Below are 15,645 nucleotides of genomic sequence, written 5' to 3' on the forward strand. Positions count from 1 at the left end.
GGTCCCACCCCAGCCCACCCCACCCCAGCCCGGTCCGGCTGGTCGGTCCGGTACGGCCCTTTTTCAGTGCTGTCGGACGGTGCTTCGGGCAGCACTGACGACCAGCTTCTCGGCTCCGGGATCGGCCTGGGTTCGGGCGGCGGAAAATGTCGTACCCGGCGGGCAGGATCTGGGCATGACGGTTCTGGTTGATGCGCGGGTTCTTCGGCTGGTCGGTGACATCGAGTGCCTGAGCTGGGAGTTCTCTCCACTGCCGGTGCCGCGCTGCCGGGGCGTCGGTGGTCGGCCGCGGGGCGGTGCGCGTTCGGGGGTGGTCCGTGGGTGTCGACATCGGGGCCGGGGGCTGCGTGTTTCGGGGTGCAGCCCCGGGCGCCGTGCCTGACATCAGCCGTGACGGGACGCGTGCCTGAGATCAGCGGCCGTGAAACCAGCCGTGCCTGAAACCCGGGGCCTTGCCTGAAACCCGGGGGCCTTGCCTGAAACCCGGGGGCCTTGCGTGAAACCAGGGGGCGGGGTCGATGCCTTTTGCGCTTGGTGGGGCGCGTGGCCGTACCGCTAAAGCTGGTTTGAGCGGAGGTGCTGCAGGACGTCGGGGTACAGGCGGGTTTTGATCGTGCCGAGCGTCGGGCCGGCTTTGCCGGCCTGGGATTGAGCGAGGGAGATCGCGGTGGAGAGGACCGATTCGGCCGGGACGGCCTGGTCGATGATGTGGCGTTCGGCGGCTTCCAGGCCGCCGTAACGGCGGGCGGTGACCATCGCCTCATGTGCGGTCTGCGGTGTGAGCCGGGCCTGGATCAGCGCGCTCATGCCGGGGGTGAAGGGCAGGTTGATGTCCGCTTCCGGCAGGCACCAGAAGCCGCGGTCGGCGCGCATGATCCGCAGGTCGTGGGCGAGCGACACCATGGCGCCTCCGGCGAACACGTGGCCCGGCATGGCGGCGACGGTCACCATGGGCAGCGTCAACAGGCGGGCGAGCAGTTCCTGTACGGAGGCGATGTACGTCCCCTGCTGATCGGCGTGCCCGACGAGCCAGTCGAGGTCGAGCCCCAGGCTGTAGTGCTTGCCGGTGGCGGTGGTCACGAGCGCGGCCGGGGACGGTGCCTTCTCGACCTCGTCGAGCAGGCCGTTGACGGCGGCGATCAGGTCGGGGTGCAGGCGGTTCTCGGTGTCGCCGAGGTCGAGGACATAGACGTCCTCGTTGCGGTCCAGGGTCGGCATGGCAGGCCTCCTTAGTTACTGATGAGTAACATAGCGGACCGGCCCCGGTTCGTCGATGGCCATGCCCTTCGGCACAATGGGAGGGTTGGTTCGGCGGTGGCAACCCTCAGGAGGCACGGTGGCACTTCAGGAACGGCCGGAGAAGTGCGTGGTGGCCGTCGACGGCCCCTCCGGTTCCGGCAAATCCACCGTGTCCCGACGCCTGGCCACCGCGGTCGACGGCGTCTACCTCGACACCGGGGCGATGTACCGGGCGGTCACCTGGGCCGTGCTCCAGGGCGGCGCCGACCTGGCCGACCCGGACGCGATCGCCAAGATCGCGCTGGAGACCGAGCTTTCGATCGGCACCGATCCGTCCGCGCCGCACTTCGCCGCCAACGGCACCAACGTCGACGTCGCGATCCGCGGTCCCGAGGTCACCGGCGCCGTCTCCGCGGTCGCCGCGGTCCCGGCCGTCCGCAAGCATCTGGTCGCCCTCCAGCAGGCCATCATCGCCGGCCAACCGCGCATCATCGTCGAGGGCCGCGACATCGCCTCCGTGGTCGCCCCCGACGCCGATCTCAAGGTCTACCTCACCGCGTCCGCCGCCGCCCGCGCCGCCCGGCGCAGCGCCGAGGACGCCACCGACGTCGCCGCCACCGAGGCCGACCTGGCCCGTCGCGACAAGCTCGACTCCAGCCGTGCCGTCGACCCCCTCAAGCAGGCGTCCGACGCCGTCGAGGTCGACACCACCGGCATGGGCATCGACGACGTCGTCGCCCACCTCCTGCATCTGCTGAACAGCAAGGTAAGTAAGTGACTGAACTTCCCGCCGGCCTCGATCTCAACGACTTCGAGGGCGGGTTCGACTTCTCCGGTCCCGACTCCTCCGACTCGTCCTCCGAGGAATTCGCCGGTCCCGTCCCGGTAGTAGCCGTCGTAGGACGGCCCAACGTCGGCAAGTCGACGCTGGTCAACCGCATCATCGGCCGCCGCCAGGCAGTCGTCGAGGACAAGCCGGGCGTGACCCGCGACCGTGTCCCCTACGACGCCCAGTGGAGCGGCCGCCGCTTCACCGTCGTCGACACCGGCGGCTGGGAACCTGACGCCAAGGACCGCGCCGCCGCCATCGCCGCGCAGGCCGAGATCGCCGTGCAGACCGCCGACGTGGTGATCTTCGTCGTCGACGTCTCGGTCGGCGCCACCGATGTCGACGAGGCCGCCGTCAAGATGCTCCGGCGTAGCCACAAGCCGGTGATCCTGGTCGCCAACAAGGCGGACAACCAGAATCTCGAGCTTGAGGCCGTACACCTGTGGTCGTTGGGTCTCGGTGAGCCGCACCCGATCTCCGCCCTGCACGGCCGCGGTTCCGGTGACCTGCTCGACGACATCCTGAACGCACTTCCGCCGACCCCGCCGGTGGTCGAGGGCGGCCCACGCGGCCCGCGCCGGGTGGCGCTGGTCGGCCGGCCGAACGTCGGCAAGTCCAGCCTCCTGAACCGGGTGGCCAAGGAGGAGCGCGCCGTCGTCGACTCGGTCGCCGGCACCACCGTCGACCCGGTCGACAGCCTGGTCGAGATGGACGGCGAGGTCTGGCAGTTCGTCGACACCGCCGGCCTGCGCAAGCGTGTCCACCAGGCGTCCGGCACCGAGTACTACGCGTCCCTGCGCACCGCCGGAGCGGTCGAGGCGGCCGAGGTGGCGGTCGTCCTGCTGGACTCCGGCGAGGTGATCAGCGAGCAGGATCAGCGCGTGATCACCCAGGTCATCGAGGCCGGCCGGGCCCTGGTGATCGCCTTCAACAAGTGGGACCTGGTCGACGCCGACCGCCGGTTCTACCTGGACAAGGAAATCGACCGCGACCTCAAGCGGGTGACCTGGGCGGTCCGGGTCAACATCTCGGCCAAGACCGGCCGCGCCGTCGACAAGCTGGCTCCCGCGATCCGGCGTGCGCTGGCCTCGTGGGAGACCCGTGTTCCGACCGGTGCGCTCAACCAGTGGCTGACCGCACTGACCCAGGCCACACCCCACCCGGTGCGCGGTGGGCGGGCTCCGCGGGTGCTCTTCGCGACCCAGGCCGGGGTTGCCCCGCCGCGGTTCGTGCTGTTCACGACGGGGCCGTTCGACGCCGGTTACCTGCGCTTCATCGAGCGCAAGCTGCGGGAGGAGTTCGGCTTCGAAGGCACCCCGATCGAGGTTTCGGTGAAGCCTCGGAAGAAGACGGGGCCGGGGGGTCGCGGAAAAGCCCACGGGTGAGGTTGGTAGTCTGTAGGAGATGTCGCGCGGGGCTGAGGCTCCGGGCGGGATCGGGCTGTAGCGCAGCTTGGTAGCGCACTTGACTGGGGGTCAAGGGGTCGCAGGTTCAAATCCTGTCAGCCCGACCAGCTTTTGAAGGCCGTTGGCAAGGACGAAAGTCCTGGTCAGCGGCTTTTTTCATGCACCAACACCGCTCGACCAAGATCGCTCTAGTGGATCTTGTGGTCACAGGCGTGGTCACAGAGGTGGCTACCGTGGATCTCACCTGCTCGAACGTGTGACCACGGGGAGACCTGATGACTGTCGGCTCGTACGAACTCTCCAACGGCAAGACCAACTGGTACTTCGTCATCGACCTCCCGGTCGGCGAAGACGGAAAACGACGCCAGCACAAGCGCCGCGGATTCCCCTCTATGGGTGCCGCTGAGAAAGCCGAAACCGAGGCGCGTAAGGCGTACGGGGAGGCGGCGATCGGCGCGGACGGCAGTGTCGCAGCCGAGCTGGCTGGCTGGTTGTCGGAGCGGGAGCTCGATGTCGAAGAGACCACGCTGGACAACTACCGCAACATCATCCGGATGTACGTCATCCCGCACATCGGCGGGCGCCAGCTTTACAACATCGACAAGCGCGTCATCCAAGACATGTACAAGACGCTGCTGAAAGAGGGCGGCGCGAAAAAGAATCCGTTGTCGGCGACGACGGTGCGTACCACGCACCGGGTGTTGCAGAAGGCGTTCAAGGATCTGGGGATCAACCTGGAGAACGTGCGTCAGCCTCGTCCGGTCGACCGGGAGGACCATGGGCGTAAGGGTGTGTGGTCGCCGATGCAGTCGAAGACGTTTCTGCGGTTCCATAAGGACGCCCGGTTGTATGCGGCGTGGGGACTCGCGATTGTCGCCGGGTTGCGGCGTGGTGAGCTGGCCGGCTTGAAGTGGGCGAAGGTTGATCTGGAGTTGGGGATCGTGTACGTCCACAATCAGCGCACGATCAGTGGCAAGAAGGTGATCGAGAAGTCGCCGAAGGGCAAGAGCCGGCGGGCGGTCGCGATCGGGCCGGCGATGGTGAAGGTGCTGCGTGCTCATAAGGCGCGGCAGGCGCAGGAGAAGGCGGAGGCCGGTCTTCTGTACCACGACTACGACTACGTGTTCCCTCGTGAGGATGGGGAGCCGTATTACCCGCGGTACTTCACGGACATGTGGGAGAAGGCCTGTGTTGAGGCCGGGGTGCCGGAGATCGTGTTGCACGATGCGCGGCATACGTCGGCGACGGCGGGCGCGGATGCGGGTGTGCCGGAGCATGTGATGCAGAAGCGGCTGGGTCATGCGGATGCGCGGACGACGCGTGAGGTGTACACGCATGTGTTGCCGGAGAGCGAGCGTCGGGCTGCGGAGTTGATGGACTCGGCGTTGGGGGAGTGGGACGAGGCGGCCTGACCGCTCGGGTGCTGGGTGTTCTGGAGCGTCCTGGAGTTGTCGTGGATCCGAGTGCTTGTGGGGCTGGGGTGGGCTGATCGGCCCGCCCCAGCCTCGTGCAGGTCTCAGCTGACTTCGTCGTGGCGTTCGGCTACCACGAAGCGGGTGCCGGCCAGGAGTTCACCGGTGGGTGTCTTGGCCCAGGTGGTGAGTATGTCGGGTTGGTTCGTACACAGCTTCAGGAAGTCGACGATCTGCTCGGGTGTCGGAGGCTTGGTCAGGTGGCAGTCCAGGATGTGTTCGTTGGTAGCTGTGCCGCCGTTCTCGTCGTAGTCGTCGTTGTCGGGGATCCACCGCTGCAGCTCGATGGTCCATCCGCTGCTGCTCCGCTTGTCGGGGTGCGGTGCGGCGACTTCGACGAAGTATCGCTCGCTGTTGTCGGGGTCTTCGCTGATCGAGAGGTATTCCGGCTCGAACCGGCAGAACAGGCTGTCGTGTAGGTGGTGGGCCGCGGCCAGCAGTCGGAGGTCTTCGATCCCGCGGTGCAGAAGCATCCTGGGGAAGCGTTGTTCGGCCTCGTCGAGCCGCTCTCGGTAGTTGTCGGTCAGTTCTTCCATGCCGCCGCCGATTAGCACCGCGGGATGGCTGTGGTCCCAGATCCTCTGGTTGTCGGCGCCGGCGACGCTGTGCTTCGACGGCTTGGCGCGCAGGTATACGACTTCGGTGTGCAGCTCTGTGGTGATGGCGGTGCGAATCGGGGCGGGTAGGTCGGCGGTGGCGTCGTCAAGGTCGGCCAGTGCGTGGTTGAGAAGGACTTTGACGTACTCGTACCAGAAGCTGTGGGTGCCTCGAAGGAGCGCGTTTCGCGTTTCGGGGTCGGCGAGCGCGTCGAGGTGGTCGGCTGGGTAGCGGCGGAAGTTGCCGTCGCGGTCGTCGTGGGTGTGCATCGGGATGGTCGCGCAGGCGGAGACGCGGTTGAGGGCGTCGACGATCGGTGTCGCGGTTGCGGTGTCGTTGACGCTGGTGACGGTCGAGGAGGCGAGGCCGCTGGCGGTGTGGTGGGTGGCCAGGATTTGGACTCTGCCGCGGGACGGGTGTTGCGAGTAGATGGCCATCGGGTTGCCTTCCGTACGGCGTGCCCGCGCACGGGCATGCCGAAGGTGAGTGAGGACGGTGGCGAGTGGTGGCGAGGGCGCGATCCGACGCTCCGTACCCGGTGAGAAGTGGTGGTGGCTCAGGTCCGATTCCGAGCTCCGTACCAGCGGCCACCGTACATCGATGTGCCCCGGACTGCCATCGACGTTGATGTCGAACCCGCCGAGCCGGCCTTGCCGCGACGGACGTCATGGCGTGGGTCAACGGTGCAGCGCGACAACCAGGGACAACCGGAGACAACTATCAGTTGGTCTCTTCCTGTGTTGCCCTTGATCCAGCAGATTCGCGGCGTGACGGCGGGTTCGTGAACCGTTGCGATCTGCATACTCGCGATCACTGGTGAGGGGGAGCCGGATGGCGAAACGAAAATGGACGGTGGCGGAGGTCCGCACGCTCGGCACCGTGACCGATGTCGAGACGGCTGCGTCGGTGCTGGGCATCGGACGTACGACGGCCTATCGGCTGGCGAGGTCGGCGTCTTTTCCCGTGCCTGTGCTGAGGGTCGGCCATCGCTACGTGGTCGCAGTGGAGAACCTTCTCAAAGCCATCGGTGCTGATAGCGGGGCTGATCCGGCTGTGTGACGGTCTTCCACGGCTGTCGAGTCACGTAGTGCATGTACGGGATGCGACCTTTCTTGCAGCCTATTCGACCTTTTTGGAGGACAGGCGAGGCGTGGCCCTGTCCCTCGAACGACTTAAGAGAGAGGTTTGAGAGATGAGCGGCTCTTATGATCCGGCTATGGGCGAACAAGAACCGACTGGCCGGTCCGGCGAGCGACGGCAGCCTGACGTCGGCGACTCGGAGGTCGACTGGCGCGTCGAAGTGCTTCGCCATGCGGTCTTGCTCCGTGCTTTTGAACCGGACGTCTTCGTTGTCGAGGAGGAGAAGGGGGAGGCCGCTGGCCTGGCCGCGGGGGCGTTGGTGCTCGCGTCGACTTATGTCATCGACGAGTTGTTCGAGGACCTCAGAACGCTGGCGGAGAACGGCGGCACAGTCGCGGACAACGATGGCTTCTTGGTCCTGGAGGACCTGCCTCCACGGTTCGCCCACCACTACGACGGCCGCTTCGCACGCAAGTTCCTCGTCGCGACGGTCGCCATCACCGGCCGTCTTTCCGCCGAGCAGTGGTCATCGCCGGCCTCCGTCGCCGAAGCGCTTGCCCTGCACGTGGTGACCGAACGTGCGAAGTACCTTCTGATCGACCACGGATTCGTCACGAAGGAACAGGTCAGGGACTTCTACAGCGGATTCCAGGACGCTGCATTCGACGACGTCGACCACGAGCTGCTCTATCAAGGGAACGCTGACGGGTTCGAGGAAGACGATGACATCTCGACCCAACTCGGCCTGGCGGACATGCGCATCGGATCGTGGTTTGAGGAATTCGACGGGTCTGACGCCAGCGTCCACCCCTTCACGATCGACGTCGCCGTGCCCGAACCTCACGGGAGCTGAACGTCGTTGACCGGTAGGGTCGGCCAGATTCATCCGGGCTCAAGCTGAAGTCGGTGCGCGGTGCGACGTCACGCACCTGATCGGGGGCTGCTTGAGCCCGGCTGGGTCGGTTACAATTAGGAGAGGCCTTCGGCCACCGGGTAACGGCGCGCCGCGTGACACACTGGCAGTGTGGGGGTCAGGGGTTCGAGTCCCCTCAGCTCCACCCTTTCTGAGCAGGGAAAACGCACCGTTCCTCTATCCTAAGAGGACGGTGCGGATTTTTTTGTGCACAGATGTGAACATCTGCAAGCCCCTGAAGGTGTGACACCCGTTCGAGGAAAACCGCCCCTAGATCGCGCCGAAATCGCTCTGAGCTGCGGAAACTCGCCAAAATCTGGGATGTTCGCACGTGTTCCCACGTCGGCCATTGTCGCCCAAAGGGCGGAATGTAGTGACGCGTATCACAGCAGGGCCGGGCGGGCGGCACTCGGTTGAGTGACCCAATCGCGCCCTGGTCGGACGGTGGGACAACCGGGGACCACCGCGGACAACTATCCCCTGTCCCAGCAGTCGATCACGCTGCTTTAAGTACCAGAGTTCCTGCCGGTGCCTCACGAGGTCTGTGAACGGCCTCTCCTCGGCGGCGGGCCACGACTTGACGCCTAACCGTGAGCCAGCATGCCCGAGTCCCACCGATCAGGTTCTGGTGCGTAGGCCACTCGAAGTGATCGGAGGACCTCGTGACGGAGAAGGGGCAGGCAAAGCCGGCAGCGAACCCGACTGCCGCAGACGACGAGCAATGGGAGTACACGGTCACGGAAGTGGCCCAGCGGCTCCGGGTCTCGAAGCGATGGCTGCTGGAGCAGTGCCGGACCGGCCGCGTCGAGCACGTGCACATGGCACGCAAGCGCAAGTTCACACGCGCCCAGGTCGACAAACTCCTGAGCAAGCACACGGTGATTCCTGCCGAGCAGAAGGCACGCGACAAGTCCGTCAATCGCATCGCGGCCAGGGTCCAGAGGGATCGCGGCCGACCGCGGTGATGACACCTTGCGCGGTTGAACGCCACAAGGGGTGATGTGGGGGTCGCCGGTCCTTCGCAGCTGATCGCTGCCACGATCCGGCGGCTCGATAGCGGCTGCCTCGTCGGCGACTCCCTCATCGTACCCGATCAGCTCATCCCGGATGGATACCTCACCGGGAGCACTCGATGGGGAACGGGTGAATCAACAACCAGATACACAAGCCGCTGCGCTTGCCTGGCACGATGCCGGCTGCGCAGTCATCCCGATCAGAGCCGACGGCAGCAAGGCACCCCTCGTGCCCTGGCGCCGCTACCAGAACGAACGCGCGAGCCGCGAGGAGGTCCAAGCCTGGTTCGCCGGCAGTCCGCCGGGCATGGCCGTGCTGTGCGGTGCCGCCTCCGGCAACCTGGAGATGCTGGAACTAGAAGGCCGGGCTGTCACCGAAGGATTGGCACGCCAGCTTGTCATGCTGGTGGAAGCAGCCGGGCTCAGCGAGCTCTGGCAGCGGATCGCCGTCGACGGCTACACGGAACGAACGCCATCAGGCGGAGTGCATCTGCTCTACCGCGTCGACGGTGGACCGGTCGGTCGGAACCTCAAGCTGACCCGCCGAGCCGCCACCGAGGGAGAACTCGCAGTCGATCCGGCCGACAAGATCAAAACCTTGGCCGAGACCCGCGGCGAGGGTGGCTACACGATCGTTGCACCATCGCACGGGACGGTCCATGAGAGCCGGCGGCCATGGGTCGCCATCGGTGACTCGGCGCCTGGCCGTATTCCTACTTTGACGACGGCCGAGCGTGATGCGCTACTGGCGGTGGTGCGGTCGCTGGATGCGATGCCGCCTCCCGCGCCGGTCCCGTCGCCCAGGCCGAAACCGTTGGACGCTTCCGGGTTGGCGCCGGGTGATGACTTCGAGAGCCGTACTGACTGGACAGCCATCTTGGAGCCGGCGGGGTGGGTGTTGGTATCGCAGCTCGGTCGTACGCGGTACTGGCGGCGTCCGGGAAAGGCCGCCGGGATCTCGGCGACGACCGGGCGCGCGGATGATCGCGACAGATTGTGGGTCTTCTCCAGCAGTACGGTCTTCGACGTTGAGCGTCCGATTACCAAGTTCCGGGCCTACGCGGTGCTGCACCACGGCGGTGACCACAGCGCTGCGGCGCGAGCGCTGCGGGCGGGCGGCTTCGGTGGCGCCCGAACAGTGGAACTAGCAGAGCCCGCGACGAGCAAAGGCGGTGCGGCCCCGAACGCTGGCACTGTTGGACGGGCCGTGCAGGTTGTTGCGGAGGCGGTACCGCATGTGGCGGCCTGGGGGCCGACAGAGGATGGCCTTGCCCGGGCTCTGGTGGCTCATCATGGGCACGAGTTGCGGTATTGCCCGCAGCGCGGGATGTGGCTGCGCTGGGTAGGGCATCGCTGGGCGTGGGATGACGAGGAGTGGCATCGGGAGCTGGTGCGAGCGCTGGCCCGAGAGCTGCCGTCAGTAGGGCCGTGGCGCCGGTTCCGGGCACAGGCGCTGTCGGCGGGCGGGGTGTCGGGTGTGATCCGGCTGGCACGGTCGGACCCGGGGATCACCGTCGGGATCGATCGGCTGGACGCGCGCCCGTACGAATTGAACACGCCAGGCGGGGTGGTGGATCTGCGCACCGCTGCGCTCACCCCCTCTGATCCGGCGCTGCTGCACACCAGGAGCACGGTCGCAGCCCCGGACTTTGATCGGCGTTCGGACGCGTTCGATCGGTTCCTCGAGGACACCTTCGCCGAGGACACGGCGTTGGCCGGCTATGTGCAGCGGCTGGTGGGTGTCTCCGCGATCGGTGTGGTGCTGGAGCAGTTGCTGCCGTTCGCGGTGGGCCCGGGAGCGAATGGCAAGAGCACCCTGCTGGAGGCGGGAATGCACGCGCTGGGCCGGGGCGAAGGCGGGTATGCGTCTGCCGCTTCGGCGGAGATGCTGATGGTGCGCAAGCACGCTGAGCATCCGGCGGAGTTGGCGCAGCTCGCGGGTACCCGGCTGGTGGTGTGTACGGAGCTTGATGAAGGTCAGCGGTTCGCGGAGGCTCGTGTCAAGCAGTTGACCGGCCGGGACTCGATCAACGCGCGGTTCATGCGCCGGGACTTTTTCACGTTCTTGCCGAGCCACACGCTGTGGTTGCTGGCTAACCATCTGCCTGCGGCGCGGGCTGGTGGGCCGGCGTTCTGGCGGCGGATCCGGGTACTTCCGTTCGTCAATATTGTGCCGCCTGAGCGACAGATCAAGAAGTTGGGCGAAATCCTGGCGCAGGACGCACCGGCGGTGCTGGCTTGGATCGTGGCGGGAGCGGCTGCCTATCACTCGGATGGGTTGCAGGAACCGGCGTCGGTATCCGCGGCAACCGCAGCCTACGCGCGTGACCAGGACACGGTCGGGCGTTTCGTGGAGGAGATGTGCCGCCACGGGGAGGCCGCAGAGACGCTGCGGGTGCCAACGACAGTGCTGCGTGACGCCTACGAGCAGTGGTGTGAGCAGGCCGGTGAGCGAGCGGTCTCGGCGAAACGGCTGACGCAGGAGCTGCGCCGATTCGGGGTGGTGGATGCGCGGGGTGGCAAGGGGCGCCGCTTCTACGAGGGGATCGCGCTGCTGGATTTCGAGGACGGGCAGCAGGCTCTGCTGGGGCGTGCGTCGTGAGCGGCGGGGTGACAGGTGACAGGTGTGCCGGCATTTCCCGGTTGACGGCCTTACGCGCGCGGGCGCGCGAGCGTGTGACGCGCGCACGGAGTCGAAGAACCGGCTTCTGGCGCCTCATCTGTCACCTGTCACCCATGGGTGTCGGCGGTAGGACGGGGTGGGCTGTTGCGCCTGGGTTCCAGATCGCCCCTCGCCGGTGACCTGGCGGGGACGACCAAGAGCGGCGTCGATGGTGGGTGCCCTGTGACGGTTAGGTGGGGTGGTCGTCGGCGGGGATGAGCAGCATAAAGCGGGTGCCGGGGGCGCGCATCGGTTCGAGCCCGACGATGTCGACCCGGGTCACCTTGCGATGGTGCGGCAGATAGAGGCAGCGCTGGTCGCCGTCAGGATGGAGGTATGTCAGCGGCTGATCCCAGATTTTTCGTGCTTCGTGATTGGTGTCGAGGATTTCAGTGAGGACTTGTTCGAGTCGTTTGTTGTCCGGGAAACGGGCGCGGGCAGCGCGCATTTGGCCGAGCATTTTCGGTGCCCAATCCGTTCGCCACTGGTGCAGCTGGGTGCGGGCTTCTGGATAGGTGAAAACCCACCGCATCACGTTGGTCTCATGGCCGTCGACCCAGGGGAACCACTGACGAGCGATGTCGTTGTAGGCGATGACATCCCACGCTGGATCGGTGATGTAGGCGGGCCAGGGTTGAGCCGCGAGGACGTGCTTGAACGTGGGGGTGGAGCTGACGGCGGAGGGCAGCCGGGGCGAGGTGGGTTCGTGGCCGGTGGAGAACCAGAACAGCAGTCGCCGTTCGTCGGGTGTCATCCGCAAGGTGTAGGCGACGCGGTCCAGGAAGTCGCCGGAGTAGTTCTTCGGTTCGCCGCGTTCCAGGCTGCTGTACCAGGCGGTGCTGTAGCCGACCAGGGTGGCGACGAGTTCTTGGCTTACGGTCCGGCGCCGTGGCCGGCGAGCTGAGTGGGCGCTGAGGCCTGGGATGTCGTCGATGTTGAGTCGTAGCCGGCAGGAGCGAACCAGCGCAGCCAGTTCCTCGTTCGCGCTGGGAGTGGGCCCGCCGGTCCCCCGTGGACCTGGTGTCATCTTGACCTCGCGGTACATGCTGCGTCGGCTCAAAGGTGAAGGTGGCTCTTGTTAGGCGCGTTAACTTAGCAGTGTCGATCATGACGGGGGTGGTCAATTGTGTTGCGGAACTATCTGGGGACGGCTTGCCTGTGTGTTCGCTGTGTATTGCGGATCCGCAACGGTGCACGCAGTGTGATTGACAATTCATCAACTGTCAGTTGCGGAATTCTCAATGGCTGGCTTCGGCGCTCCGTAGCGTGCAGGATATTGGCTTGATCTTGACGCGGGGGATGCGCTGCTGCTGTTCGTGCTGGTCAGCGACGGGTTGTACTCGGCTTGTCCCACTGCTCGCTCCGGGAGGCGAGGGATGGGGCAGACCAGGATGCCGACACAGCCAGGCCATGTTCGGCGGCGCATTGACGGGTGTGGGTGCGCCGCGAGGGGGCGTTCCGGATTAGTGACTCAGTGTCATGGTCAGCAATCGATGGCTCGACGTAATCGGCGAATGTGATCTCTGCTACAGCTGCGAGTGAGGTTCTCGGCACCTACCGTGGTCCTCGGCGCACAGAGGACGGAAGATCACCGTCGCTGTCACGCCAGCTGTCACACCCTCGTCGGTGACGACCTGGCGCGTGGCTCTACCTGGACCGGCGTCCCGCCAGCCGCGAGCCTCGCGATCTTGTGGGCGCGGCGAGGCGAAACATCAGGGTTCTGAGCTACCAGGGGGTTCAGCGGCCGGGATTGTTCCAACCTGGCGTGGAGAGCGCTCTTCAACCTGGGGACAAGCGGTTCGATAACTGGGGGCACTACGGAAAGGAGGTTGCGTACGCACGGTCGCGGCAATGCGGTTGATTGACCACTAACGACCATGGGGGATGCCGTGGTGACCATGCTCATGGCCGATTCTGCCGAATCGGCCCATCCGGAAAGGTACACAGAGTCTGCCGACGACTCGACACGGGTCACGCCAGCGGGGGGAGACGAATCAGCGATGCAGGCGTCCGGAAGCGAGGAGAACAACGCGCTCTCCGGGCTCAGCTTCGGACGCCGCCTGCGGCGGCTGCGCATGCGGCAGGGCTGGACGCAGTTGGTTCTCGCGCAACGGATGCGAGACATCGCCGTGGATCACGGAGGTACAGCCGAGCTGATCTCCCTCAAGGCGATGATCAGCAAGTGGGAGAACGGGCACAAAGAGCCTGACGAGTTCAACAGGCGGCTGCTCGCCGCAGCACTCGGTACCACTGTGGCTGATCTTGGCCTGACAGAGGACCCCGACTTCCTCTGGTGAGCTGTTTACCGGCGGTCCTTCAGCAGCCATAGGTGCCTCGGCGGCGCCAGTCCCCCAGTTATCCGGACGCGCGGGCTTTCCCCACCCGCGCACGACATGATCGAGGCGGCGCCGGTCTATCCGGCGTCGCCTTCGTCACGAAGTCCCATCACGACGCCGAGCGCCCACGCCACTGTCGCCGCGTAGCGGTGCAGTGTCTCGGGGAACGCCTCAGTGATCCCCTGCGGCTGGTCAGCGCCCGCCCTGACGGCGGCCAGATCGTCGTACGCCTGGGCGTTGTGGCCCCACAGTTGATGCGAGATCACCTGGCGCAATGCCTCGTGGGCGGCCCGGACCGCATCGTTCTGCTCCGCCAACCGCGGATCTTCACCCGAGGACAGAAACCGGACCTGCGGTACGAAGTGATCCAATGCGGCGATCAGGTCGGACGGCCTGATCTGTTCCGAGCCCGGCAGCGGCAGAGGTTCACCGGCGATAGCGGCAACCGCGACCTGCGTCGCGTAAGCAGCGTAGGAGGCGGCAACCCGCGCCAGCGCGACCAAGGTTTGCGTATGGAAGTTGTCAGCGACCGCTTCCAAATCGACGATGACCTGTGCCTGGGGTGAAGGCCTCCCCGATCCTGCCTGCGCCTCTGCTGGATCGTCCGCTGCCCGCATCTCCCGGGCGGTGGTGTATTGCACCGCAATGGTGAACGCCTGATTGACGGCTATCGCGGCCAGATTGCAGGCCCTGCCGTACTCATTCAGAGCCTGCCGTACCGGCTCCGGAAGTCCGGTGTCCCGCTGTAACAGGTCGTGCGTAATCGCACTCATGTCCTCGTCCCCCGGGGTACTCACAGTCGCGTCTGTGTTCGGCGCCAACACCACGCGCCGGCCGCTTCTTGACCAATGCCCGTGCCACTTCAGATCACGTCCGTTGTCTTCGCGGGACAACCCCAGACAACCGGAGACAACCGGAGTCATCTATCGATCGCGCCGCCATTGGCCGAGGGTCGAGACGTGATCAAAGTTCAACGAACTCTAAACGAGGCCACCGGAAGGGGCCAGACGTCGCCCCCGGCACCCGATGTGCCAAATTCCGGACACCAGCCGGGCGCGCGCGTCAACGCCAGTGTTCGGCGCCTACCGGCACCGGCTCGGCGCCAGGTGAGCCGGATCCGACTGGTCGTGGCGTGCCGCCGGGCCGAGCGGCAAGCCTGCGGCGCCGACAAGGCGCGACGGGCATGAAAACCGCAATCCGTTCCGGACAGCTCAGGCCGCCGGTCCGCCCTCTGCGGGGCCATCGGCTGACCCACGTCCTTCACCACCGCCTAGTGGCGCAGAGCCCATGGTCACGAACCGTGGTGTGCGCCGCCACCGGGCTCGCTCTGATCACCCCCCTGCTCCTGCGTCGCGGTATTAGCGCCCACCTCACCGGCATCGACCCGTATCGCAGGACGCCTTCGGAGACGCCGCCGTCGATACTGTCGACGGCTGAGATCGGCGACCTCGCGTCACTGCCAGAGGTAACGCCGTCGCAGAGGCTCGACGCTGCGCCACGTGATCTCGCCGCCCGCGGCACGGCGGGGGTCATCGCCCACAACCGGCAGCCGGTACACGTCTACGCGGCCCCGGCCGCTCCCGCGATCGCCTGGCTCGCACCCCAGCAGAACGGCATCGACACCTGGCTGCCTGTCATCGACCAGCAACCCGGCTGGGTGCAGGTCCTGCTGCCCTCACACCCCGGTGACGCCAGCGGCTGGATCCGCGCAGCCGAACTCGATCTCACGGTGACTCCGTACGAACTGCGACTGCACCGGAGGTCCCACAGGCTGCAGCTGTTCACCAACGGGAATCTGGCCCGCAGCTGGAAAGCCTGGCCAGGCACCTCAGAGACACCGACACCCGCCGGGCGCACCTTCCTTCTGGCCGGCACACCGGACGGCGCGCCGGCCAGGGTTCTCGCCCTCGGCATGCACGGCGCGACCCCGTCGGCCTGCACCGGCTCCCTCGGCACCGTAGCCATTCACTCCGCGGTAGCGCGGGCCGGCGACCGCGCCCCGGACTGCCGGACCTGCATTCGCGTACCGCCCGAGGCCATGGACGCACTGACCCGTGTCCGGCTCGGCTCGCTCGTGCGCGTCTACCGCTGACCCAGC

13 protein-coding genes and 1 tRNA gene are annotated in these 15,645 nt (G+C 66.4%); 10 read left to right on the forward strand and 4 right to left on the reverse strand.

The genetic code is table 11. The features are described from left to right. Window positions 1-555 precede the first annotated feature (555 nt). Window positions 556-1,218 (reverse strand): enoyl-CoA hydratase-related protein, encoded by a 663-nt coding sequence (locus Q0Z83_RS54630; RefSeq protein ID WP_317791453.1) that lies wholly within the window; start codon window positions 1,216-1,218, stop codon window positions 556-558. Window positions 1,219-1,336: 118 nt separating this feature from the next. Here Q0Z83_RS54630 and cmk point away from each other — a divergent pair, with 118 nt between their 5' ends. From cmk to Q0Z83_RS54650, 4 genes are all read left to right on the forward strand, one after another. Beyond that, on the forward strand, window positions 1,337-2,017 hold the full coding sequence (cmk, locus tag Q0Z83_RS54635; protein ID WP_317791454.1) for a (d)CMP kinase: 681 nt from the start codon (window positions 1,337-1,339) through the stop codon (window positions 2,015-2,017). Next, window positions 2,014-3,453 (forward strand): ribosome biogenesis GTPase Der, encoded by a 1,440-nt coding sequence (gene der / locus Q0Z83_RS54640; RefSeq protein WP_317791455.1) that lies wholly within the window; start codon window positions 2,014-2,016, stop codon window positions 3,451-3,453. The genes cmk and der overlap by 4 nt, the downstream gene beginning before the upstream one ends. 51 nt (window positions 3,454-3,504) lie before the next feature. Beyond that, window positions 3,505-3,581: transfer RNA gene (locus Q0Z83_RS54645), tRNA-Pro, on the forward strand. 168 nt (window positions 3,582-3,749) lie between these two features. Continuing rightward, window positions 3,750-4,886, forward strand: coding sequence for a tyrosine-type recombinase/integrase (locus Q0Z83_RS54650; protein ID WP_317791456.1), 1,137 nt, complete (start codon window positions 3,750-3,752; stop codon window positions 4,884-4,886). 104 nt (window positions 4,887-4,990) lie between these two features. On the opposite strand, the gene Q0Z83_RS54655 is transcribed toward Q0Z83_RS54650, so the two are convergent. Further along, entirely contained in the window at window positions 4,991-5,980 is a 990-nt protein-coding gene (locus Q0Z83_RS54655; protein ID WP_317791457.1) for a hypothetical protein, read from the reverse strand. A 394-nt stretch (window positions 5,981-6,374) separates the two neighbouring features. Between Q0Z83_RS54655 and Q0Z83_RS54660 the strand changes: the two genes are divergently transcribed. The 4 genes from Q0Z83_RS54660 (at window position 6,375) to Q0Z83_RS54675 (ending at window position 11,151) form a co-directional block, all read left to right on the forward strand. After that, complete coding sequence (locus tag Q0Z83_RS54660) at window positions 6,375-6,602, forward strand: MerR family transcriptional regulator (protein ID WP_317791458.1); 228 nt, start codon at window positions 6,375-6,377, stop codon at window positions 6,600-6,602. A 157-nt stretch (window positions 6,603-6,759) separates the two neighbouring features. Beyond that, complete coding sequence (locus tag Q0Z83_RS54665) at window positions 6,760-7,476, forward strand: hypothetical protein (RefSeq protein WP_317791459.1); 717 nt, start codon at window positions 6,760-6,762, stop codon at window positions 7,474-7,476. Between the two features lie 722 nt (window positions 7,477-8,198). Further along, on the forward strand, window positions 8,199-8,501 hold the full coding sequence (locus tag Q0Z83_RS54670; protein ID WP_317791460.1) for a helix-turn-helix domain-containing protein: 303 nt from the start codon (window positions 8,199-8,201) through the stop codon (window positions 8,499-8,501). Window positions 8,502-8,679: 178 nt separating this feature from the next. Beyond that, on the forward strand, window positions 8,680-11,151 hold the full coding sequence (locus tag Q0Z83_RS54675) for a phage/plasmid primase, P4 family (RefSeq protein WP_317791461.1): 2,472 nt from the start codon (window positions 8,680-8,682) through the stop codon (window positions 11,149-11,151). Between the two features lie 250 nt (window positions 11,152-11,401). On the opposite strand, the gene Q0Z83_RS54680 is transcribed toward Q0Z83_RS54675, so the two are convergent. Beyond that, window positions 11,402-12,256: a helix-turn-helix transcriptional regulator gene (locus Q0Z83_RS54680; protein ID WP_317791462.1), complete on the reverse strand. Its 855-nt coding sequence runs from the start codon at window positions 12,254-12,256 to the stop codon at window positions 11,402-11,404. A gap of 853 nt (window positions 12,257-13,109) precedes the next feature. Between Q0Z83_RS54680 and Q0Z83_RS54685 the strand changes: the two genes are divergently transcribed. Next, on the forward strand, window positions 13,110-13,508 hold the full coding sequence (locus tag Q0Z83_RS54685; protein ID WP_317797387.1) for a helix-turn-helix domain-containing protein: 399 nt from the start codon (window positions 13,110-13,112) through the stop codon (window positions 13,506-13,508). Window positions 13,509-13,624: 116 nt separating this feature from the next. Here the strand turns inward: Q0Z83_RS54685 and Q0Z83_RS54690 are convergent, their stop codons facing one another. Beyond that, entirely contained in the window at window positions 13,625-14,320 is a 696-nt protein-coding gene (locus tag Q0Z83_RS54690; protein ID WP_317791463.1) for a hypothetical protein, read from the reverse strand. A 527-nt stretch (window positions 14,321-14,847) separates the two neighbouring features. Here Q0Z83_RS54690 and Q0Z83_RS54695 point away from each other — a divergent pair. Further along, window positions 14,848-15,639 (forward strand): hypothetical protein, encoded by a 792-nt coding sequence (locus tag Q0Z83_RS54695; RefSeq protein ID WP_317791464.1) that lies wholly within the window; start codon window positions 14,848-14,850, stop codon window positions 15,637-15,639. Window positions 15,640-15,645: the final 6 nt, after the last annotated feature.

Origin of the sequence: Actinoplanes sichuanensis (assembly GCF_033097365.1) — a bacterium.
Taxonomy (GTDB): Bacteria; Actinomycetota; Actinomycetes; order Mycobacteriales; family Micromonosporaceae; genus Actinoplanes; species Actinoplanes sichuanensis.